This is a genomic window from Stieleria magnilauensis, from assembly GCA_007753675.1.
In the GTDB taxonomy this organism is placed as follows: domain Bacteria; phylum Planctomycetota; class Planctomycetia; order Pirellulales; family Pirellulaceae; genus Stieleria; species Stieleria magnilauensis.
The window spans coordinates 9,180,353-9,203,772 of sequence record CP036432.1; the positions used below are offsets into that span (position 1 = coordinate 9,180,353).

Annotated in this window: 17 protein-coding genes; 15 read left to right on the forward strand and 2 right to left on the reverse strand. The window is 60.4% G+C overall.

Features of this window, described 5'->3' with window-relative positions; all coding sequences use genetic code 11:
- Positions 1-89 precede the first annotated feature (89 nt).
- On the reverse strand, positions 90-1,637 hold the full coding sequence (locus TBK1r_RS33075) for a circularly permuted type 2 ATP-grasp protein (RefSeq protein ID WP_145219847.1): 1,548 nt from the start codon (positions 1,635-1,637) through the stop codon (positions 90-92).
- A gap of 370 nt (positions 1,638-2,007) precedes the next feature.
- Here TBK1r_RS33075 and TBK1r_RS33080 point away from each other — a divergent pair, with 370 nt between their 5' ends.
- The 6 genes from TBK1r_RS33080 (at position 2,008) to TBK1r_RS33105 (ending at position 9,308) form a co-directional block, all read left to right on the forward strand.
- Positions 2,008-4,206: a hypothetical protein gene (locus TBK1r_RS33080; protein ID WP_419580635.1), complete on the forward strand. Its 2,199-nt coding sequence runs from the start codon at positions 2,008-2,010 to the stop codon at positions 4,204-4,206.
- A 174-nt stretch (positions 4,207-4,380) separates the two neighbouring features.
- The gene (gene fliP, locus TBK1r_RS33085) at positions 4,381-5,286 is read left to right on the forward strand and encodes a flagellar type III secretion system pore protein FliP (RefSeq protein WP_419580636.1); all 906 of its coding nucleotides are present in this window, start codon (positions 4,381-4,383) and stop codon (positions 5,284-5,286) included.
- On the forward strand, positions 5,287-5,550 hold the full coding sequence (locus tag TBK1r_RS33090) for a flagellar biosynthetic protein FliQ (RefSeq protein ID WP_095742551.1): 264 nt from the start codon (positions 5,287-5,289) through the stop codon (positions 5,548-5,550).
- 93 nt (positions 5,551-5,643) lie between these two features.
- Positions 5,644-6,456 (forward strand): flagellar biosynthetic protein FliR, encoded by an 813-nt coding sequence (locus tag TBK1r_RS33095; RefSeq protein WP_145219853.1) that lies wholly within the window; start codon positions 5,644-5,646, stop codon positions 6,454-6,456.
- On the forward strand, positions 6,456-7,199 hold the full coding sequence (locus TBK1r_RS33100) for an EscU/YscU/HrcU family type III secretion system export apparatus switch protein (protein ID WP_145219855.1): 744 nt from the start codon (positions 6,456-6,458) through the stop codon (positions 7,197-7,199). Before TBK1r_RS33095 ends, TBK1r_RS33100 begins: the two co-directional genes overlap by 1 nt.
- A gap of 531 nt (positions 7,200-7,730) precedes the next feature.
- Positions 7,731-9,308 (forward strand): 2-isopropylmalate synthase, encoded by a 1,578-nt coding sequence (locus TBK1r_RS33105; RefSeq protein WP_145219857.1) that lies wholly within the window; start codon positions 7,731-7,733, stop codon positions 9,306-9,308.
- Positions 9,309-9,495: 187 nt separating this feature from the next.
- Here the strand turns inward: TBK1r_RS33105 and TBK1r_RS33110 are convergent, their stop codons facing one another.
- Positions 9,496-11,418: a glucuronate isomerase gene (locus TBK1r_RS33110; RefSeq protein WP_145219859.1), complete on the reverse strand. Its 1,923-nt coding sequence runs from the start codon at positions 11,416-11,418 to the stop codon at positions 9,496-9,498.
- Positions 11,419-11,710: 292 nt separating this feature from the next.
- Between TBK1r_RS33110 and TBK1r_RS33115 the strand changes: the two genes are divergently transcribed.
- The 9 genes from TBK1r_RS33115 to TBK1r_RS33155 all read left to right on the forward strand — a co-directional run bounded on the left by TBK1r_RS33115 (position 11,711) and on the right by TBK1r_RS33155 (position 23,230).
- Complete coding sequence (locus TBK1r_RS33115) at positions 11,711-13,459, forward strand: S1C family serine protease (protein WP_419580637.1); 1,749 nt, start codon at positions 11,711-11,713, stop codon at positions 13,457-13,459.
- A 362-nt stretch (positions 13,460-13,821) separates the two neighbouring features.
- A complete protein-coding gene (locus TBK1r_RS33120; RefSeq protein WP_145223259.1) occupies positions 13,822-15,009 on the forward strand; it encodes a formylglycine-generating enzyme family protein in 1,188 nt (395 codons plus the stop codon).
- Between the two features lie 106 nt (positions 15,010-15,115).
- Positions 15,116-16,135, forward strand: a complete 1,020-nt coding sequence (locus TBK1r_RS33125) for an aspartate-semialdehyde dehydrogenase (protein ID WP_145219861.1) — start codon at positions 15,116-15,118, stop codon at positions 16,133-16,135.
- Between the two features lie 3 nt (positions 16,136-16,138).
- Positions 16,139-16,915 (forward strand): tRNA pseudouridine(38-40) synthase TruA, encoded by a 777-nt coding sequence (gene truA / locus TBK1r_RS33130; protein WP_145219863.1) that lies wholly within the window; start codon positions 16,139-16,141, stop codon positions 16,913-16,915.
- Positions 16,916-17,111: 196 nt separating this feature from the next.
- The gene (locus TBK1r_RS33135) at positions 17,112-18,629 is read left to right on the forward strand and encodes a serine/threonine-protein kinase (protein ID WP_145219866.1); all 1,518 of its coding nucleotides are present in this window, start codon (positions 17,112-17,114) and stop codon (positions 18,627-18,629) included.
- 69 nt (positions 18,630-18,698) lie between these two features.
- Complete coding sequence (locus tag TBK1r_RS33140) at positions 18,699-19,568, forward strand: FHA domain-containing protein (RefSeq protein WP_145219868.1); 870 nt, start codon at positions 18,699-18,701, stop codon at positions 19,566-19,568.
- Positions 19,569-20,125: 557 nt separating this feature from the next.
- A complete protein-coding gene (locus tag TBK1r_RS33145; protein ID WP_145219870.1) occupies positions 20,126-20,692 on the forward strand; it encodes an NYN domain-containing protein in 567 nt (188 codons plus the stop codon).
- A 147-nt stretch (positions 20,693-20,839) separates the two neighbouring features.
- A complete protein-coding gene (serC, locus tag TBK1r_RS33150) occupies positions 20,840-21,952 on the forward strand; it encodes a 3-phosphoserine/phosphohydroxythreonine transaminase (RefSeq protein WP_145219871.1) in 1,113 nt (370 codons plus the stop codon).
- A 102-nt stretch (positions 21,953-22,054) separates the two neighbouring features.
- Positions 22,055-23,230: a phosphoglycerate dehydrogenase gene (locus TBK1r_RS33155; RefSeq protein ID WP_145219873.1), complete on the forward strand. Its 1,176-nt coding sequence runs from the start codon at positions 22,055-22,057 to the stop codon at positions 23,228-23,230.
- Positions 23,231-23,420 lie beyond the last annotated feature (190 nt).

A 23,420-nucleotide genomic window follows, 5' to 3' on the forward strand; every position in this document is an offset into this window, starting at 1 on the left:
TAGCCGGTTCGTTTTCAATCGGTCATTCGTCTACGTCGCATCTCGCCTGGGGCGGTCGAGCGACTCACATCCGCGATTTGCGGTTCGGGTCAGTGATCGACCGGGTCGGTTTCGTCGTCGTGCGCACTGGCGACCGCCTGTCCCTGTTCGGCGACCACCCAGGTATCCTTGCTGCCGCCGCCCTGTGAGGAATTGACGACCAACGATCCCTTGCGCAGCGCCACGCGGGTCAAACCGCCCGGCAACACCCAAACGTCATCCGGTCGGCTGCACAGAATGTAGGGTCGCAAATCGACGTGACGGCCTTCCAAGTGATCGTCGATCACCGTCGGGGCGCGCGACAGTTCCAGCGTCGGTTGGGCGATCCAGTTCCGCGGATCCGCTTTGATCTTCTCGGCGAACTCCTCGCGTTCTTCCGGTTTCGCGTGCGGACCGATCAGAATGCCATAACCGCCCGATTCCCCGGCCGCCTTGATCACCAATTCGTCCATGTGCGACAACACGTACTTCCGATCCTCTTCCTTTTGGCAAACGTAGGTCGGAACGTTCGGCAAGATCGGCTCTTCATCCAAATAATACTTAATCATGTCCGGGACGAACGCATAGATCACCTTGTCGTCGGCAATGCCCGTCCCGGGGGCATTGGCCAAGCAGACGTTGCCCGCGCGGTACACGTCCATCAATCCCTCGACCCCCAGCACGCTGTCTTTGCGAAACGTCTTGGGATCCAAAAACGTGTCATCGACCCGCCGGTAGATCACGTCCACACGCTGCAGCCCGCGTGTCGTTTTCATGTAGACGAAGTCGCCTTCGACGACCAAGTCGCGGCCCTCGACCAATTGAACCCCCATCCGCTGGGCCAAGAACGAGTGCTCGTAGTAGGCGCTGTTGAAAACACCGGGTGTCAACACGACGACGGTCGGATCGGAAACATGCGGCGGCGCGACATCGCGCAACAGCTGAAACAGTCGCGACGTGTAATCGGTGACCGGGCGAACCCGCGACGCGCCGAACACCTGCGGAAAGTTCCGTTTCATCACGTGACGGTTCTGCAACACATACGACACCCCGGACGGACATCGCAAATTGTCTTCCAGAACGTAAACGGTCCCCGTATTGTCACGGACCAAATCCGTGCCCGTGATGTGACACCAGACGTCGTTGAAGGGTTTCAGTCCGCGACATTCCTCGAGATACGCCGGGGCCGTGTCGACCAACTCCGCCGGAATGATCCCCTCCTTGATGATCGCCCGTTCGTTGTAGACGTCACAGAGGAACCGATTCAGCGCACGGATCCGTTGACGCAAACCGGCGTCGATGTGCTTCCACAAGATCGCCGAGACGATCCGCGGCACCACGTCAAAGGGCATGATCTTTTCGGTGCCCGACTTGTCACTGTAGACCGTGAACGTGATCCCCATCCGGAACAGGGCCTGCTCGATCGCATGCTGGCGACGCGACAGTTCCTGCGGCGGAAAGCGGTTGAACAGCGAGACTAACTCTTCAGCATCCGGACGAGCGAGATTGTTTTTGTCGACTAACTCGTCGAAGAAACCATCCGTCTGATAATTCGGCAGGGACGGAATCGGACCAAGTGACTGCATCTGAGACACGGATCCGGAAGTTTGTTTTTGCATGGCGGACTCTTTTGCGCGTGCTGCAAAGCAGTGCGCAACAGGCAAACGAAACGACACGAGTAAAAAAAGGACGTTCGGTGGTGGAGCTGGATCCGCCAAGTTCCAGACCATGGACAGATTCTAATCAGATCTGTCTCCGGACGCCTCCTGGCAGTCGCCCGGCAGCACCTTGCGGGGCACAGCCCTCCCGAAAGCCTACTTTAAGGGAACGGCGTGATCTCCGCATCCATCCCAGGCCAAGGTTTCGACAACATTGACCAAATCGCTCCGCCGCGCGGTCGGCCGACGGCGCTGTATCATGAGCCTGTCGTTTTGCGACGGAATCTCCCTTCGACTGCTTCTTTCCTACTCTTTGCGATCTGACCCACCCGTGCGCGGCGACACCCTGAAACGGCTACCGCTCTATTCGCTCGCCTCGGGCGTGATCGTCGCGATCGTGTTGATGGCCGTCGCCCTCTCCGGGGCACCGATCCCCAACATCGGCCTCGGGGCGCTCGGTTTGCTGCCACTGGCGGCGGCACTGGTGGATGCCGTTCGTTTGAAAACGAAATACGCGTCCGGCCGGCCCAATCGGGACGACGGGGCAGGGCAGGGGGGGACGGGCCAAACGACGCCCCAGTCGGAACTGCAAGAGTGGCTCAAGGAAAAGGCGGAATCGCTGGCCGCGCAGGAACAGGAACTCAACGCACGCGCGCTGTCGTTGCAGCAGTGGATGCAATTCCCCGATGCGATCGACTTCAAGAACACCGACCCGACCCGCCGGCCGCCGCCGACCGAGACGCCGGAAATCTCCGTCGATGACCCGATGGCACGGCACGATCGCGAGTTGCTGGAATTGGTCGAAGCCAAAACGCGAGAGCTGTTTGACAGCATTAAACAAGACGCCTACCGCAAAGAAATCGGCGACCGCAAAGTTTTTGACAATGAAAAAGTCCGCACGGATCTGGTCGCCCTGGTTTCCGACGTCGTGGCGATCTACCGCCCCGGCGAGACAGCACCGCTGCTGAAAACCAATGTCGACGCCGTCTCACGGGCCGTCGGACGGGCTTCGTTGAGACTGTTGGTCGCGGTGGAAAGTCTGCCGGGCGGATTGGCCAGCTATGATTTCCAGTCGATCTACAACGTGGTCATGCGGGCAGTCAAAACCTTCGGCCTCTACAAGTCGGCCCGACCGTACATCGATGTCGCCTCCAACGTGCTGTTCGCCGGCCGGATTGTCAGCAGCACCAACCCGCTGACCCTGGTCGCGTGGTGGGCAGCCAGCAAAGCGACAACCTACGGCGCATCCAAATTGGGCACCCACGTACTGGATCAACAAGCCGTCGGGCTGATCCGCCAGCTCGTTGAAATCGTTGCCATCGAAGTCGCGTCGATCTACAGCCCGATGGTCCGCTACCGAGACGTCCATTGGATTTACGGCGTCGAATTGGTTCATCTGGCCAGCGAACTGGCGATCTCCGACTCCGCCCGCGTGGCGGCGATGAAACAATTGTCGGCGCTGAACCTGCGCGATGAGTACGGTCGGGTTTCACTGCTGCGCCATCTGGCCGACGGTTCCACCTCGCGACCGTCCGACTACCAACCCGCCCAATCCCTGCCGGCATCGGATCGCAAGATCGTGGCCGAGCGTTTGGAAGCGTTCTTGCTGACCTACGTTCTGGACGACAAAAAAAATCGTCCTCAAAAAGCCACGATCGACGCCTGGCAAACCTCGGCGGCGGACCGCCTGGAGATTCAATTCCGTGTCGGCCAAGTCGACGTGTCACCCGAAGAACAAACCGAACGGGCGATCTGCGCGCTCGCTTCGTTTGCCCTCCAACACTTCGGGGACGACCCCGAACCGGCGATCGGCCGGCTTAAAATGACGCAAACCTTCAACGCAATCGATTCGTCGTCCCGCGCCCGCCTGGTCCGAGAAATCCAAGCCGAGCCGCCGTTCTTGTACCACCCACCTAGCCTGGATCCGGACGGCGAAATTTGCAAACGCTTCCTGACCGATCTGATCCACTTGGCCGCCAACGGTCGCAAACCACCCGAGCTTCTCGTTGCGGGGCCTCGGGCAAGCGACACTGCGGTCGAATTGGTGTCTTGGTCCGGCGAGGAAGCCATTCGTGTGACCGCCTACTTCATGCGTGCCGACGCTGATGAGCTGATCAAGCAATACCGCCAACGCGACGCCGCCCAACTGCTCGGTCAAACCAACCCGGCGAGTCTGTCACCGGAGATTGCCACGGCGCTGCATTATCTGCTCGGCCGAACCGGCTCGGAGCAAGGGGTGCGTTGTGTGTTCAGCGATGCAACGCTGTCGGCCGATGACCAACCGGTTGCGCTGGCCCGAATCGGTTCGTCGCTGATTTGTTTTCGGCTCCAGGGCGATGCCGACCGGGCGACCGCCAGTCTGACCATCCTGTCCCGATGCGCCCTGCAGCAAGCGACGATCGAAAAAGTCCCCGGATATGTCCGCAGCGATTGCCGCGTGACCTTCCCCGACGCGACCGCGGTGTTGATCCCCGGAAGCGCGCTGGCGGGCTACGACGCGTACTTCGCCGGGCTGTTGGCCGGCGCGTGATCAATTCACCACCCCCACGCGCCACTGGCTCACGCCACGTGCTGGCATGACCTCCCGGCGGGGACGGCGAACCGGCGAAAACTAATCTTTCCATTTCAGGCCTGTTTTTCCTAAAGTCCCGGTCGCTGGCGGCCGATGCGGTCGCCGCGTTCGCTGATCCCCCGCGACCCGGCTATGATTCTCAACCGCCTCCTTCGACTTTCGCTGCCCCTGATGCTGCTGGCCCTGGCCGGACCAGGGATCGCTGTCGCGGAGCAGGGCAGTGTCGTCGCGGAGCAGGGCAGCATCATCGCGGAGCAGGGCAGGGCGGTTCCGCCGAACGATTCAGTTCCACAGCTTGTTTCACGCCCCACCATCTCGCTTTCGGCCGAGGCGATCGAAACCATCGCCGGTGGCCCGGAATCGTGGGCCAGCCCCGACAAGGTCGGTGGCAGCATCCAAACGATGCTGCTGCTGTCGGTCATCTCGCTCGCTCCGGCGATCCTGCTGATGACGACCTGCTACATCCGGATCATCGTCGTGCTGTCGTTGCTGCGGCAAGCGATCGGGCTGCAAGCCCTGCCGCCGACTCAAGTGCTGACCAGCATTTCCTTGTTCATGACGCTGCTGGTGATGACCCCGGTTTGGACGCGGGTCTATGACGAAGCGATCAAACCGTACAGCGATCCTGAGACCGAGATGACGCTGGCGGAGGCCTATGAAGCCGGAGCGTTGCCGGTTCGCCAGTTCATGAGCAGGCAAATTGCGGCGGCAAAGAATCACGCCGATGTGGTCCTGTTTTACCGCCACGCGGTCCCCGACGGGCCGACCCCCAGTTCGTTCGCCGACATTCCGATCCGCGTGCTGCTGCCGGCGTTTGTGATCAGCGAACTGAAGATTGCATTTTTGATGGGCTTCAGCATTTACCTGCCGTTCCTGGTGGTCGACATCGTCGTCGCCAGCGTCACGATGTCGATGGGTATGTTCATGCTGCCACCGGCGATGATTTCGTTGCCGCTAAAACTGTTGTTGTTCGTGCTGGTCAACGGCTGGCATTTGGTCGTCGGCATGTTGTTAGCCAGTTTTGGACCGGTGGGTTAAATGACGCTCGATTCAAGCCAAGCGATTGATCTGTGCCGCCAAGCCCTGATGCTGGCCGCGCTGTTGGCCGCGCCCGTGCTGGTGATCGGTGCGGTGGTCGGTATCGTCACGGGTCTGTTGCAAACCCTGTTTCAGATCCAAGACCAATCGATTTCCTTTGTGCCCAAATTGATCGTCTCCAGCCTGGTGCTGTTGGCCTGCATGCCGTGGATGTTCTCGCGGATGATCGAATTCACACAAACCATGTTCGTCGGCCCGTTCTAATGCTTTGATGACAACCAGACACGCCGGACGAGCGGCCATCGAGAGAGACTCCCACACCGTTTCTTGCAGGATGCAGATTAAGGAGAACGCTGGGTGACCACGGGAATGTTGTTACCAGGAATGGATGACGCGTTGGGCGTCGTGACCGGTCAGTGGCTGCTGCACCAGCTGATGATCTTCGCGATGGTTGCGGCCCGACTCGGCGGACTCGTCATCGCGTTGCCGACGTTGGCCAGCGGCTTGCCGGCGCGAATCCGAATCCTGCTGGTGCTCGCGATCACATTGGTTCTGGTTCCCGGTGTCGGTGCCGCGGTGCCCGCTGACGGCATTCGGCTTTCCGGTGTGGAGATTGTTTTTGCCGCCGGCCGCGAGATCATTTTCGGGATGGTCATCGGCGGCGTCGTTCAATTGCTGGTCTCGGGCATCGCCTTGGCCGGCGAACTGATTTCCAACGCCACGGGAATGCAACTGGCCCAGACCGCCGATCCATCCAGCGGTGAATCGGTCCCGCAACTCTCCCGGCTTCTGGGATTGCTGGTCACCGCCATCCTGTTTGCCGCCGGCGGTCATCGGTTGTTGATCGATGCCTTGCTGACCAGTTTCCACCGATTCCCGCCGATGTCGGTCTCGATCGACCAAACCCTGTCCGCTCTGGTGATCGACCATCTCGCGATCGGGATTGAATCCGGACTGCGTGTGGCCGCGCCGGTCGTCGCCTGTGTCTTGCTGACCAATCTGGTCGTGGCGCTCGTCAGTCGGACCGTTCCGCAGTTGAACGTGCTTGCGATCGGATTGAACATCAACGTGATGGCCGCCCTGCTGCTGATGGCGTTGACGATCGGATCGGCCGGGTTGGTGTTTGAAACCGAACTCTCCAACGCGATCGCTCGGCTGGGATTGAATTGATGTCCGACAAGATCCATCCACCGACACCGCGCCGTCGCAAGCAAGCGAAAGAGCAGGGCAGGGCACCGCGCAGCGGCGATGTGGTGTCCGCGGGCCTGTTGTTGGCGACCACCGGATTGCTGGCCTGGTTCGGTCCGGGGCTGGCCCAATCGCTCACCGCCTCGCTGACCGAAACGCTCAGCCGGCCGAGCGAGCTTTCACTCAGTTCGTGGGAATCGCAACGGATGATCGTCAAGGCATTTGCGGCCGTCGGCAGCCTGTTGCTGCCACTGCTCGTCGCGATGATGATCTGCGGGATCGGGCTGAATCTGTTGCAAACCGGGCTGATGATGACGCCTTCCAAACTGGCTCCCTCGCTGGATCGGATCTCGCCGGCGGCACGTTTGCAATCGATGACGTCGGCGCGGTCGCTGGGGCGATTCGCGATCACGCTGCTCAAACTGATCGCCGTCAGTACCGTCGCGATCGGGGTGGTGCGATCCAGTCTGCCCACGTTGATCGGCGTGACGCAGCTGCCGATCGCCGCGATCGCGACAACGATCTTCGACACCTTGATCGGCTGTTGTGGTTGGATGGGCGCGACCCTGCTGGCATTGGCCTGTATCGACTACTCGCTGGCCCGATGGCAACATGAACGCGATCTGATGATGACCGAGCAAGAGCTTCGCGACGAAATGCGTGATGCCCAGCGGGCCGCCGCCGGGTCGACCGCCAGGACTCAGGCGGTCCAGGGTGTGAGCTAGTATTCCGCTGCACCTTGGTTTTCGGGTAGGCGGTAGTGGACGAGGCGACGAGTCCTCTGTAGTCGGCATATTGGCAAGGACCCCTCGCCTCGTCCACTACCCGAAAATGGAGCTGCGATAGACGACGAGTGCTCTGACCACATTTAAGGTGGAAGCCGCGTTGGTCGAGCGGAAATGGGCTCAGGTATCGAAGAACCCGCGAACCTTTCTCTGCCGGTGGCGTCCACTTTGCGGACCAAAATGACTTGACGCCCGTCGCACCTCTGATTTACCTTGAGTGGTATGAACATCAGCCTGCTCATCCTTCTACTCCTACTGCTACTGCCATTTGGGCGGGAGATGAAGGTTTGCACGCTTCGCTTGACATGCCGCTGACACGCGGAATCAAACGACAAAACAGCGAAAACCCGAGTCCCCGAGGACTCGGGTTTTTTTGTTCGTCAGACAATTGTGCCGGGTTTTTGGGATCCCCGTGTTTTTTAAATGCCACCAGCTTCCCATACTATCCCAACTTCTTTCATGGACACCGTCATGGAATCCGCCACCCCCGACTCTCCGATCGCGACCCGCGAAGCCGTGCCAGACACTACCCCCCAAACCCAGCGTCAGATTCGAATCTTTGACACCACGCTTCGCGACGGCGAACAGTCCCCCGGGGCGAGCATGAATTTGGCGGAGAAGCTGGAGGTCGCCCACGCGTTGGCGGACCTCGGCGTGGATGTGATCGAAGCGGGTTTCCCGATCGCCTCACCGGGTGACTTCGATGCGGTCAAACAGATCGCCGAAACGATCAAAGGGTCAACGATCTGTGGCTTGGCCCGCTGCAGTGAAAAGGACATCTTGCGTGCCGCCGAAGCGGTCCAGAACGCCGAGCAATCTCGCATCCATGTCTTCTTGGCGACCAGCGCGATCCATCGCGAGTTCAAGTTGCGGATGACACCGGACGAAATCGTCCGGCGCGCCGTCGAAGGCGTCAAACTGGCTGCCAGCAAGTGCGACGACATCGAGTTCTCGCCCGAGGACGCCTGCCGCACCGAACACGATTTTCTGTGCCGCGTGGTCGAAGCCGCGATCGACGCCGGTGCGACGACCATCAATGTGCCTGACACGGTCGGCTACGTCACACCCGCTGAGATCTACAAGATCTTTGACATGCTCCGCAACCGTGTGCCCAACATGGACAAAGCAGTGCTCAGCACCCATTGCCACGATGACTTGGGGATGGCGGTTGCCAACAGCTTGGCCGCCGTCGCGGCGGGCGCCGGCCAAATCGAGTGCACCATCAACGGCATCGGCGAACGCGCCGGCAACGCGGCCTTAGAAGAAGTCGTGATGGCGATGAAGACACGCGGCGATTTCTACGACTGCACCACCCGAATCAATTCCCAACGATTGGTCCCTGTCAGCCGACTGGTCAGCAAGGTGACCGGAATCAGCGTGCAGCGCAACAAAGCCATCGTGGGACGCAACGCCTTCGCCCACGAATCGGGGATCCACCAAGACGGCATGCTGAAAGAACGCAGCACGTATGAAATCATGTCGCCCGAAGAAGTCGGGTTTGCCAAAACCGATCTGGTGCTGGGTAAACACAGCGGACGGGCCGCCTTGGCCGACCGCGCCAAAACACTCGGCTTTCACATCGACGGCGAGGAACTCAACTCGGTCTTCGAGCAGTTTAAATTGTTGGCCGACAAGAAGAAAGAAATCTACGACGGCGACATCATCGCCTTGGTGCAACAAAAGATCAGCACCAGCGGCGGCCAAACCTGGTCATTGGTCGACTACGAAGTCACCTGTTCGAAACAGCAATCACCCAAAGTGAAGTTGACGCTCAGTGACGGAAGCGAAGAAAAGTCCGCCGAAGTCACCGAGGGTGACGGGCCGATCGATGCCGCGTTCTGGGCCGTCGAACAGATCACCGGCGTGCAACTGGTCTGCAAGGACTATCGCGTCCGCAGCGCCACGCTCGGCCGCGACGCGATCGGCGAAGTCAACTTGGAAGTCGAACACAAAGGCCGACTGTATCGCGGCACCGGCGTCAGCACCGACAGCGTCGAAAGCACGATCCTGGCCATGCTCAACGCCATCAACCGCATCGCCGCGGAGTGAGTTCGGGGAAACGACGCACGACACGAGAGCCGTAGGGCATGCTGTGCATGCCACTCCGTCGCGCCCGCGAAGAATCGCGGTTCGTCATGCACAGCATGACCTACGCCTTTGATCATAGCGGAAGGGCGCAAGCCCTCCGGTCTTGCCGGCACCGAACGGCTCACGCCGCACCGCTAACAGCGGGCACCTACTTCTCAAACACACCGACTCCGAAACCGCCCTCCTCGTCATCGGCACCGTCATCGTCGCCGATGGGAAAATGCAGTTCGCCGGTCATCGGATCGGGTTTCAGCTTCATCGTGTCGCTATCGGGCGTGAATTCACCGTCGCCGGCGAGCATGTGAATGCTGGAACCGGGCGTATCGGGTCCCGGCGGATTGGCGTCGTTGCCGCCCAACAGGTCACCGACGTCCAACGGCAGGGGATCGATTTCCGCATCCAGTGCGGTCGCGTCAAAACCGCCCGACGCATCCTCCAGCACCACGTCGGGAACCTCCGCCGAATCGACTTCTTCGGCCGTCGGAATCGGATCCAAGAAACCCAACTCGTCGTCCGAATCGATCGTTTCGGCCAACTGCCCGACCGATCCAAAGGAATCCGAGCCGACGGTGCGGTCGGAATCATCGGTGACTGTCGCGAACCCATCTTGCTCGTCACTTTCGTCGGAGTCGCCGGCCAGGAACGCGGACAATTCAGAATCCTCGTCCGCCAACCCTCTGTCACCATCATCGCCCGACGAGCCGACCACGATCGGTGACCCGCTTGTTCCGCTGGCGATATCCAGGGATTCGGCGTCGATCAGCGGAGACTGAAAGACTTCATCCACATTCCCGCGCAACACCTGACGCCCCAATTGAATCGCCTTCTCTTCACTCCAACCGTTCTCGCCGACAAACTCTTCGGCCAGCACGCGTGCCAGGATGCGTCGGTACATGTCAAACTTGGGCAACACGAATTCCAACTTGTACGCATCGCTGTAATAGCCGATCTGCTTGTTGCGCGGCACCGCCTCCAAACGTGCCGCCGCGTCGCGATGAATGAAGGACGGTGTGTTGCTGTACCACCAATGCCCGTTGGTCAACACGTTGGGAAAGATCCAGCTGTAACTGACCAATTCCTGGTTGGTCACGCTGGCCAACACCGAGATCGGAAACTTGACTTTGGGGAATGCGTTGAACAACTCGCGATACTGGATCAACGAAACCCGACTGTCATACAGGTCTTGCCCCTGGTAGACCCCCGACGGATAGACGCCGCGGTTCACACCGATCATCAAGTCAAATGGCAATCCGTACTGATCACACAACTCCGCGAGTGTCCAAAACACACGTCGTGAGAGCGAGTCGCGTTGCGACGCTTCGGACTGACTGTCGTGGCGCAGCACATGGTCCAGTGCGTTTTGGGCTTCACCGTCGCCGACCATCGTGGGTTGGAAACTCGGTGGGATGGAAATCGCGCAAGCACGCGCGCCATGCGAAACGAAGTGTTCGAAACGTTGCTCCAGGGCCGCCCGCAGCGAGGACAAGGTTCCATCGAGCGGCACGCCACTGCAACGCTCCAGACGTTGGCGGACTTCCGGCTTGGCCAGATGAAACACCAAGTCGTCGGTGCGCAGACAGGGGATGTAGGTGCTCGAATCAAAGCCTTCCAATTCATCGTCGAAGTCGTTCGTCAGAAACACCGCTTCGACGTTGCTTTTGTCCAATACGGTTTGCGCCCAACCGGCGCCGTTCATCTTTTCCTCCGCGGTATCGAACAGCGACTCCCAATTGTCCGGTGTGATCGCATCGTCGGTGAAATCAAAAAACTCGCGACAGATCTGGATCAACCAGTGGTAGTTGGCGGTGTTGGTGATGTTGCCCAGACCGTGAACCATGCGGCCGACCAGCTCGCGAGGCGAAATCCCCGGCTCCTCGATCTCCTGTCGCGGCATCCCCGCCGAGTGGACCAGCTCGGTGTAATAGTGGTAACCCAGAATGTCCGCCAGCGTGCTCGACGCAGGTGAATAAGGGTTGATGTGGGTGTGGGGATCGATCAGACGAATGGCGGAGATTGCCTGGTAAATCGTCTCGCGAGCCGACGATAGATCACGTGCCGCTGAAGAAGCCATAAGGGATTCGAATCCGAGAAAGACAGAGAGGCGGTCAGTTTTGATTGCGTCGCACCCCCGCGGCCACGGACCGCCCTTGGACGGCCCCGGTGCGGTCGTACGTCGCCGGGAAACACCCGCCAATTGTCACGCAAACCCGGGCCGAAGGCGAGCCACCCGGACCGGTTTTTCCGCCCGCCGGGAGGGATTTGGTCGCGTTTTCGTCAAAAAAACTTGCCGATTGGTAATCCTGTCGCGCTAGAATAGGGCCATTCCAACTTCCGTCCGTTTGCGTGTGGGACCGAGCTCCATTATGGATCGACCGCCAGAAGGCCCGCAGGCTGAAAAGCCATCCGACGAAATCCCGATTGCCGAAATCCAGATTTCAACGACGCAAACCCCCGACAGCGACCTGCTACCGCAGGACCAGCCCGAACCAGAACGCCCGCCGTCGGTCGAGGACACGCAGGCGGCCCCGCAAAGTGGCTCGCCAAGTGGTTCCAATGCTGACTGCTTCAGCGCCGATCGCTGCTCCGCAGACACCTGCAGCGCCGACGAACCGGCCGCCACGCCGATGACGCATCGGATTGAGAACGAAGACCCCGAGCCGCCCCGGACCGTGATCTTCCATCGCTTTCACCCCAAAACGTCAGGCCCCGCCCGACCACACTTCGATCTCGACGTAGATGCGACTGATGACGACGCGACCATAGAGGACGCAGCAGGAACGGCGTCGGACGACACCCTTTCCGACCGGTTCATTTTCGGCACATCACCCCCACCCGTTCCATCCCAGCCCGTCTCGCTCGGCAGTGCCCCCCAGGAATCGTGCGCCGACATCACCGACATCGACGTGTCGGACATCGTGGTCAGCCCCGAACCGGACCTGCATTCGACCGCGACGAAACACCGTCAGCACGCGCGGCGAAGCGACCCGGTGCGACACGGCATGGTGATGCTGGTGACCGTGCTGGTGATGTTGGCTGCAGCCCGTTACATCCTGCCGGGAATTGTCGAAGAGATCCGGTACGCACAACATCGCGGACAGCTGCGGGCCGAATTCGAAGTCGCCGGCGAGGGATTGAAAAACGTCTCGCTCGACACGCTCAGCCAGGCCTACCAGATGGTCAACGCGGCGGCCGGACCCAGCGTCGTCCACATCGACATCCACCGCACCGCACACGAAGCGGTCGCCCACCACGATGTCCCCGGTGCGCCGGCGATCTTGATCTCCGACCAGGGCAGCGGGGTGGTGGTCGATGCCGACGGCTACATCCTGACCAATCGCCATGTGGTCGCCGGCAGCGACCAGATCTCGGTCACACTCAGCGATGGCCGAACCGTCGATGCGATGATCATCGGCACCGACGAACTGACCGACCTGGCCGTGCTGAAAGTGAACGCCGATCGTTTGATGCCGATCCCGTGGGGCGACAGCGAGCGGATTCGAGTCGGCTCTCCGGTCTGGGCCATCGGCAGCCCCTTCGGCCTGGATCGCACCGTCACCTTCGGCATTCTCAGCGGCAAACACCGAGTGGTCCGCGCCAAAGACCGCTATCAAGATTTCATGCAAAGCGACGTGGCGGTCAATCCCGGCAACAGCGGCGGCCCCCTGGTCGATTCGCGGGGCACGTTGATCGGCATCAACACCGCCATCGTGGGCGACACCTACCAGGGCGTCAGTTTTGCCATCCCCAGCGGTATCGCCAAAAAAATCTACCTGCAGCTGCGTGAGAAAGGATCGATCGAGCGGGGCTGGCTAGGCGTTTCACTGGTCGAGGTTCCCGACGACCAGCTACAAAGCCAGAACCACCGTATTCGCGGCGCGATGATCGCTGCACTGGCCGACCAAAGTTCCGGTGCCGCGCGGGCGGGGTTGAAATCGGGAGACTTGGTGATTTCGCTGGATGACCAAAAAGTGCGTGACGTCGATCATCTGATGCAATTGATCGGAAACGCGATGGCCGGCACGGCGATTCACCTGAGCGTCATCCGCGACGGCCAGCCGTTGGAATTTGACGTCCTGCTCGGCCGACGCCCGCCGCCGTTGGATGTTCGTTAGAGCTCTGGCCGGCGATCGGGTCTTGGACGCCCGCCTTTGCGCCCCTCATCATTCTGCTCTATCTCCCCACCGACTTGCCAGGACAGCGTGGCTGAATGGAGAGGTAGGAAGATTTTGGAGGTAGGAAAATGAGCCCCATCCAATTGATAGAGTCAGTCACCATTTTCTTACCCCCGAAATCTTCTTGCCTGATCTCGACCGGGCCCCCCGGCACACCCCAGGCGTTGATTCTGCCGCTGGCCACCATTTCCGGTGCGTAATCCCACCTACAGACGATCGAAAATCCTCGATCTCTGCGCTATACTATCAACGTTTGCTCCCCTCGACCTCTTTTTCACCCGCGAGACCCCAGCACCGTGAATATGCCCAGAGCCCTCGCTGTGATCGGCTTGTCCCTTTCCGCAGCACTCGTGTCCTTCGCATCACCCGCGTCCGCTGACGACGCAACCCCAGGGATCGCGACGGAAAAACCCGCCGAAGGCCCGTCGGTCAAAGTCGACGAAGGTTACATGGTTCCCTACACCTTTCGTGTGCCCGGCACCGACGAAGAAGTCGAAATGATTCCGGTCCCCGGCGGCGAATTCATGTTCGGCAGCCCCGAAGACGAAGCGGATCGCCGCGACGATGAAGGCCCGCAAATCAAGGTCAGCGTCGACCCGATGTGGGTCGCCAAGACCGAAGTCACCTGGGGCCTGTACCAGGAGTACATGGACCTGTACGGCATCTTCAAAGAGTTTGAATCCAGCGGTATTCGGGTCGTCAACGACGACAACAAAGTCGATGCGATCACCGCCCCGACGGAACTTTACGACCCGACGTTTACCTACGAATACGGCGAAGACGAAGATCAACCGGCCGTCACGATGACCCAGTATTCGGCGCAACAGTTCACCAAATGGCTCAGCTTGGTGTCCGGCCAACAGTACCGGTTGCCGACCGAAGCCGAATGGGAATACGCCGCCCGGGGCGGAACGACGACGGCTTACTCGTGGGGCGATAGCGCCGACGAGATCGATGACTACGCCTGGTACTTTGACAACGCCGACGACGGACAGGTCGCCGTCGCCTCGAAGAAACCCAACCCCTTCGGCCTCTACGACGTGCACGGCAACGTCGGCGAATGGACCGTCAACCAATACACCGAAGACGGCTACGTTGACTTCGCCGACAAGCAGGGCATCAACGCGACCGATCTGGTCAAATGGCCTGAAGTCCCGTCGCCCTGTGTGGTTCGCGGCGGAACCTGGGAATCGGACGCCGAAGACCTGCGCAGCGCCGCACGCATGGCTTCGGACGACGAAGAATGGAAGTCGGAAGACCCGAACTTCCCACGCAGCCCCTGGTGGCACACCAGCGATCCGTCACGCGGTGTCGGATTCCGCATCTTCCGATCCTACAAACCGCTCCCCAAAGAAACGATCACCAAGTTCTGGGAAGCCCAAGCCGAAGACACCGTGCTGGACGTTGAGTCTCGAATGGACGGCGGTCGTGGCGGCATGGGCGTGATCGACAAAGAATTGCCCAAAGCGATCGAAGCAATCAAGAAGTAGGACATCGCAACACGTGGGGCAAGCTTGCAGCTTGCCCTTGAGAACCAGACACCCCGGGCGCAAGCTGGACGCTTACACCCCTTCACTCCAACCTTTTTTGAATCCTGTGTACGAAACCTTAGCTGTCGTCGGGGCCACCGGTGCGGTCGGACGAATCGTTCTTGAGCAACTTGCCAATCGCAACTTTCCCTACAAGCGGCTGAAACTGCTGGCCTCGCAGCGTTCGGCCGGTCAACAGGTTCGCTTCAAAGACGAAACGATCACAGTGGAACTGTTGGCCCCCGGTGCGTTCGAAGACGTCGACATCGTGATCGCCAGCACACCCGACGAGGTGTCCGCCGAGTTCGCCCCCTACGCCGTCAAAGAAGGCGCCATCGTCGTCGACGAAAGCGGTTACTGGCGGATGGACCCCAAGGTCCCGCTGATCATCCCCGAAGTCAATCCGGATGCGATCGCCGATCACCAAGGCATCATCGCCAGCCCGAATTGCAGCACCACGCAGATGGTCGTCGCGCTTGCACCGCTTCACAAAGCGGCCAAGGTCAAACGCGTCGTCGTCAGCACCTACCAAGCCACCAGCGGCGCCGGCCTGGCCGGCAACGCCGAACTGGAATCCAGCGTGCGACAAATCCTGGACGGGCAAACCCCTGGCCACGAAACGTTTCAACACCCGATCGGTTTCAACCTGATCCCGCAGATCGGCAGCGAGAAGTTCGAGGGCTACACCAGCGAAGAAATGAAGATGGTGTACGAAACCCGAAAGATCATGGGCGATGACAACATCCAAGTCTGTCCCACCGCCGTTCGCGTTCCGGTCACGATCGGGCACAGCGAATCGATCTTGGTGGAAACGGAAAAACCGCTCACCGTCGCCGAAGCAACCGAATTGTTCCGCGCCGCGCCGGGCATCACCGTTGTCGACGATCTGGCCAACCACCAGTATCCGATGCCGCGCGACTGCGACGGCAAAGACGACGTCTTTGTCGGCCGGATTCGACGCGACATCAGCGGCGATGGCCACGGGATCGCGTTCTGGTGTGTCAGCGACAACCTGAGAAAAGGTGCGGCGACCAACGCCGTTCAGATCGCCGAATTGCTCCAGCAGTCCGTCGCCTCGGCTGGCTGATCGGTGACGCGAACCTTTGCGCTCAAAATCGCCTATGACGGAACGGACTTCGCCGGCTGGCAAGTCCAACCGGGTCAGGCAACGATCCAAGGAACGCTCCAACAAGCCGTCAAGCGATCGACCAAACAGGACGTCACCGTCACCGGCAGCGGACGCACCGATGCCGGTGTCCACGCGCTCGGCCAGGTCGCCAGCTGCCGCTTTCCGACCTGGACCGCCTCGGCCGACGCGCTGTCCAAGGCGATCAATTCGCGACTCCCCGAAACGATCGTGGTGACCGAAGTCCACGAGGCGCCGTCGGATTTCCACGCGATTCGTGACGCGATCGGAAAACGCTATCGGTATCAAGTCCAAGTCCGCCATCAGCGTGACCCGTTCGAACATCGATACCGCTGGCGACTCCGTCGCAAAGTCGACGTCACCGCGATGCAGTGTGCCGCGGCCAAGATCATCGGGCATCGTGATTTTTCCAGCTTTGAATCGGCCGGCGCCCAACGCAAGTCATCAGTCCGCGACGTGCGAGATTGCCAAGTCCTGCCCGCTGCGGATTACGCAACCAGCGGGCACCTGGCCATCGAAGTCGAAGCGAACGGGTTCCTCTACAACATGGTCCGCAACATCGTCGGTACCCTGGTCGAAGTCGGCTACGGCAAACAGCCTCCGCAGTGGATCGACGAGGTACTGGGACAGAAAAATCGCATCTATGCCGGTCAAGCGGCACCGCCCCAGGGTCTGTTTCTCAAAGAAGTTTATTACCGGCCCGGATTTGAGCCCGCTTAACGTCGCTGCAAGTCCCATAAAGCAGCGGTCTTCGCCGATCACAACCACCGCCGCCAACCCTCACCGGATCGACACCATCCCTTAACCAATCCTTAACCGGCTGATCGGCCTGATGCTCAATAATGAAGACTCTCTCAGGTGACGCGACCGTGCGGTCGTGACTGGAGAAGTTCTCGGAGTACAGACGCATCGCTCAATGTCGGTTGAAACCATCGCTGCCGAACCGGTCCTGGACCAGGCAACTCGCGACTTCGTTCGCCGGTCCATGCAAGCCGGACTGGTCGAACTGGCCGATGTCAAAAAGGTCGTCGTTTCGCTGATGACCGAAGACGTCGTGTTCACGCCCGACCGACTGGCCCAAGGCCTGGTCGGCGCGGACCTGCTGACGCCCTGGCAAGCCCGCAAGTTGTTGGCCGGCAAAGCACGCGGATTCCATTTGGGCAACTATCGTCTGCTACGCCCCTTGGGACGCGGCGGAATGGGTGTCGTCTTCCTGGCCCGACACGCGGTCATGAATCGATTGATGGCCCTCAAGATCCTGCCCGCAGAAGCTTCGAAAGATTCTCGCCGGATCGAACGTTTCAAAGAGGAAGCACGGGCGTCGGCGAAACTGGAACACCCCAACATCGTTCAAGCGTTCGATTTCTCCGAATCCGATGGCAAACTGTTCATCGTGATGGAATACATCGAAGGCGTCGACCTGCACCGCGCGGTCGCCCGTGACGGAGTGATGTCGCCGACCGAAGCGCTCGACGCGATGATCCAGACGACCGACGCACTGGCCCACGCACACCAACGTGGTATCGTCCACCGCGACATCAAGCCATCGAATCTATTGTTGCGAAATGACGGAGTGATCAAAGTCAGCGACATGGGACTCGCTCGGATCGGATACACCGCCGGAACCGACGCGCCCAATCGATTGACCGGCACCGCCGATTTCATCGCCCCCGAACAGGCCATCGATTCCCAGTCCGTCGACGCCCGCGCGGACATCTATTCCCTGGGATGTACGTGGTACTTTCTGCTCGTGGGAAAACCGCCGTTCCCGGGAACCAGCGTCGCGCAGCGACTGGCCAAGCACCAGACCGCCAAAGTGCCATTGGTTTCCGACACACGTTCGGACTGTCCGCCGGCGATCAGTTTGCTGATCCAACGGATGATGTCCAAACGCCCGGTCGACCGCCCCGCCTCGGCAGCCGAACTGTTGACCCAACTGCGGCGGATCGCGGGATCCAAATTGGCCGGCCGGGAACTGGCCAACCGGCCCCGCTCGGCGCAACTGGCGATCACTTCGGACGACTCCTCCAGTTTTGCCTCACTCGACGACAGCGGGCCACTGGGCGAAGCGTCACAGGGAGCGATGGCGGAGATCGCCGAGATCGCCGAGATCGATTTTGGCAGTCTGCCGCCGATCGACCTGGCAGCCCTCTCCCCAGTCGCCCTCTCTCCCGCTGCCGTTCCCGTCTCACCTTTGGCGACGTCCCAAACTGCCGCCGGAGCACCGCGCAAGTCGACGAAGAAACGCGGCTCGGCAAATGAAACGGATGCCAGCCAGAGCGTCTTGTTGGGCGTCGGGCTGGCACTGTCCATCGTCGCCTTGCTGGCCGTCGTCGGCGTCACGTTCTATCAGATGACGAAAGACGAAAAGGCCGTCACACGTCTGAAAACCATGGAAGACGGCAAAGGAAATGTCATTGTCATTGAAGACTAGGTTCGCAGCCGACCAGTGCATCTTTTCCGCTTCATCCACCGTCCCCGAACGCCCCAGCAGTGATTCCCCATGTCCGTTGAATTGATCATCACACAGGGAAGCAATGCCGGCACCGCGGCACCGATCCACCCTGGTTATTACCTGGTCGGCCGGCTGAAAGAATGCCAAATTCGGCCCAAAAGCCGATCCGTCAGCCGACGGCACTGCTTGTTGCTCCACAACGACGACGGATTCGGAGCACTCGATCTGAAGAGCACGCGCGGCACCTACGTCAACGGCACGCGGCTTGAGCCGCATCGGTGGAGAGTGCTTGCCGACGGCGACGAATTGCGTTTCGGGAAAGTCGTGTTCAAGGTCTCCGTCAAGCAACCCGTCCTGGCCGCAGCCGGACATGCCGATGCAGCGATCGAACACGCCGATGCGAGCTTGAGCGAACCTCCCACGTCATGGAACAACCAGGACGTCGCGGAATTCCTGGAAGAAGAAGACCAGGCGGAGTTTGATTGGGACGACGACTTGCCGTTGGCGCCACATCGGCCGGCCCCAGCGCGTTTGGAGTCCGATCCTATCGCGGGGGGCGAAGCCGTCAATGTCGACGTGCTCTCCGACAGCGCGATCCGCTCCGGCAAACCGAATGACACGTTCATCGGAGACGCTGCAGATGACCTCGAAGACGAAGAAGAAGTCGCAAAGGACATCGAAGTGGATTCGGTACCGAAGAAGCGACCGCCGCGACAGAAGATCGACCACAAGCAATACAAACGGGCCGCGAAGCGTTCCTTCCAGCTGCCAAGCTTCTCCATCCGCTCGGCCGACGGCGTCGACTGGAAACTGCTCGGCACCGTCGCGTTGGTCGCCATGACCCTGGGTGTATTGGGTTACCAGGTCTATCATTTCGGCGGACCGGCGGACGTCGAAGTCCGACAGGATCTCGATTGACGCCAGAACCGCCAGCTCGGTGTAAGTCCCCCCAGCCGCAAGGAAAGCAGCCGGACCTCCGAGGGCATGCCCGCCATCGGTTTGGCATCACACCTCTCAAGTCACCCTCCCTGGCAGCATGGGCATCTACACATCTTTTGCATGTCAGATTTGTTCTGAGTGGATGGCTTCGGCCAACGGCCGTTTACATCCCTAGCCTTGGGCATCGCCCAAGGTCCGCAAACGAGAACGAGAGGGATTGGCCAACGGCCATACACAAATGCCTCGTTAAACGCGAAGGTTGTGCATGGCCGTTGGCCAAATCGAACCTCATTGCGATGACGTTCCTGGGGCGGCGCAACCCTCGCAAATGCTCGGTTTGCTTGCCCCAGGCTATGGATATGCATGCCCTTTGGGCAAAAACGACTTGTGTAGATACCAACGCCCTGGCAGGGAGGGGTCGAGCGAGGGGAGGGTCGACTGCTTGTCGCGGATGAGTTCTCAGCACATCGATCACCGCGCCACAACGCCGCGACTGCCGCTGCATCAAATCCGACGCATGGTACCCTACACGGACCATGTCACTTTTGTTGCTCATTGACGGCTACAACATCACGCAGCCGATCGCGCCGACTCGCAATCCCGACCCGCGTTGGCTCGAACGCGATCGGAATGTTCTGCTGCGCGAGCTGACGAATCAACTCAGCGAGCCGGTTCGCCGAAAAACCTGTGTCGTCTTCGATGCCGCCAACCCGCCACGCAATCGCCCCAGCGAGTTTGTTCACCACGGGATGAGCGTCCGTTTCGCGGTCGATTACCTGTCCGCGGACGATTTATTGGAGGAAATCATCCGGGCGCATCACACGCCCAAACGGCTGATGGTCGTCTCCTCGGACCACCGAATTCAGATTGCGGCCCGGCGGCGAGGTGCGGCTCATTTCGATAGCGAGCCCTGGATGGACGACCTGACGGACGGAAAAATCCACCTGGCGATCGACGTGGGGCCGAAATCGGGCGGGGCAGGGCAGGGCGGTCGGCCGCCGGCTGACCCCGAAAAAAGCTCGCCGGCTGCTAAAAAACCTCGCATCCAGGACCAATCGGAGGTGGACCAGTGGATGCGAGAATTCGGCTTTGATCCGGATTAATCGGCATCGCCGGTCGCGGTCAACCGCCCTGCGACGCGATGCTCCTTCCGCACTCGACCGGCTCGACATAGAATCCCCACTCACATTGCCGACGCAGGCGTGCCGTCGGCGGCCCCATCCCCCCCCAACGTGACACCGATTCGTTCGATGACAGCCACCGCGACCGCCCAACGAGCTTATAACTTTTCCGCCGGCCCCGCCGTCTTGCCGGTTTCGGTACTTGAGGAAGTACGCGACGAACTGGTTTGCCTGCCCGGTGCACGCAGTTCCTTGCTGGAAATGAGCCACCGGGACAAGACATTTGTCGACATCCTGCACGACGCCGAAAACAGCCTGCGGTCGCTGCTGAACATCAGCGACGACTACGCCGTGCTGTTTCTGCAAGGCGGTGCGGCGCTTCAGTTTTCGATGATCCCCGCCAACCTGCTTCGCGATTCGGGCAAATCGGCGGCCTACATCCAAACAGGCACCTGGGGCAAGAAAGCGATCGCGGAAGCCAAAAAGGAAGGGCAGGTCGAGGTCGTCTACGACGCCTCGTCGTCAAATTTCAATCATGTCCCCGGGCCCCAGGACTACAGCGTCGCCGAAGACGCGGCCTACCTTTACTACTGCAACAACGAAACGATCCAGGGTGTTCAATTCCCCACCGAACCCGAATGCCCCGCCGGCGTGCCGCTGATCTGTGACGCGTCGAGCGATTTCCTGTACCGCCCGGTCGACACCAACAAATACGGCTTGCTGTATGCCTGTGCCCAAAAGAACGCCGGCCCGGCGGGTGTGACCGTGGTGATCATCCGCCGCGACCTGATCGACCGCGGCAGCGCTTCGCTTCCGGGTTACTTGAATTACAAAAACCACGCCGACGCGGACTCCGAATGGAACACCCCGCCGACGTTCGCCATCTGGGTGCTGGGCAAAGTCGCCAAGTGGCTGCAAAACGACATCGGCGGGCTGGCGGCGATGGAAACGCTGAACCGCAAAAAAGCGGCGTTGCTCTACGACGCGATCGACCAGTCGGGCGGCTTCTACACCGGACACGCCAAACCGGATTGCCGCTCGCTGATGAACGCAACCTTCACGTTGCCCAACGATGATCTGCAGTCGGCGTTTCTTGCCCAAGCGGGCGAACGCGACCTGGTCAGTTTGAAAGGGCACCGCAGCGTCGGCGGCATCCGCGCCAGCATCTACAACGCGATGCCGATCGAAGGCGTGCAATCGCTGGCAAGCTTCATGACCGATTTCGCATCCAAGAACGCGTGATCTTCGCCGGACCGACGCGGCGGCGACTGCCTCCGGCCGGCCCCGCATGGTCCTCGCCGTCTCCCCGAACTTTCCATTCCTCCAACCACAGCAACGCCAGAGATGTACAAAATCCTGACGCTCAATAACATCTCCGTCAAAGGACTTTCACGCCTGCCCCGCGACGAATACGAAATCTCGTCCGAGTCGAGTCACCCGGATGCGATTCTGCTTCGTTCGTTCAAGATGCACGACATGGAGATCCCCGAATCGGTCGCGGCGATCGGCCGTGCCGGTGCCGGTGTGAACAACATCCCCGTCGACAAGATGACCCAGCGTGGCGTGCCGGTGTTCAACGCCCCCGGTGCCAATGCCAACGCCGTCAAGGAACTGGTGCTGGCCGGGTTGCTGATGGCATCGCGTAACATCTATCCGGCGATGCAATTTGCGTCGTCCTTGGAAGGAACCGATGCGGAAATTTCCACCGCGGTTGAAGCCGGCAAGAAAAACTTCGTCGGCTGCGAATTGCACTCCAAGACCTTTGGCGTGATCGGGCTGGGTGCGATCGGACGTCGCGTCGCCAACGCCGCCAGCGCGTTGGGCATGAAAGTCGTCGGATACGACCCGCAGATCTCCGTTGAAAACGCCTGGCGACTTTCCCGCAACGTCGAACAGGCCATCAACCTGGATCACCTGTTCTCGCAGTGCGACGCCGTCAGTGTCCACGTCCCGCTGCTGGACGTCACCAAAGGCCTGGTCAACAAGGCACGCATCGCGTCGATGAACGACGGCGGCATCATCGTCAATCTGGCCCGCGGCGGCATCTGTGATGACGATGCCGTGATCGCCGCATTGGACTCGGGCAAACTGAGTGCCTATGTGATCGATTTCCCGACCGCCCAGTTGCTCAAGCACCCCAAAGTCATTTCGTTCCCGCACCTCGGTGCGTCGACCGAAGAGGCCGAGGAAAACTGTGCGATCATGGTCGCCGACCAAGTCCGTGACTTCCTGGAAGAAGGCACCGTGACCAATTCGGTCAACTTCCCCGAAGCCTCCATGCCGCGGGGCGGCACCGGATGTCGGATCACGATCGCCAACGCCAACGTGCCCAACATGGTCGGCCAGATCTCGACGATTCTCGCCAACGCCGGCTTGAACATCGCCGACCTGTTGAACAAGTCACGCGGCGATCTGGCTTACACCATCATCGACCTGGACGGCAACATCGAAGAAACGTCCCTGAAAGCGTTGCGCGATATCGACGGCGTCCTCGCCGTGCGACATTTGCCCAACAAGTAGGGCGGCCTAAGCGTCACGCTTGCGGGCAGTGGTCCATCGAGCGTTCTATGCCATTCGGGTAAGAGCACCTGCCCGAAAGACTTGAACACGGAATGTCCGGTTCGCCAACGGCGATCAACATCATAGCCTGGGGTGAGTCCGGATGAGCCCCAGCGAATCCGGGCGTAACCCCAGGTCCACGCCCAACGAA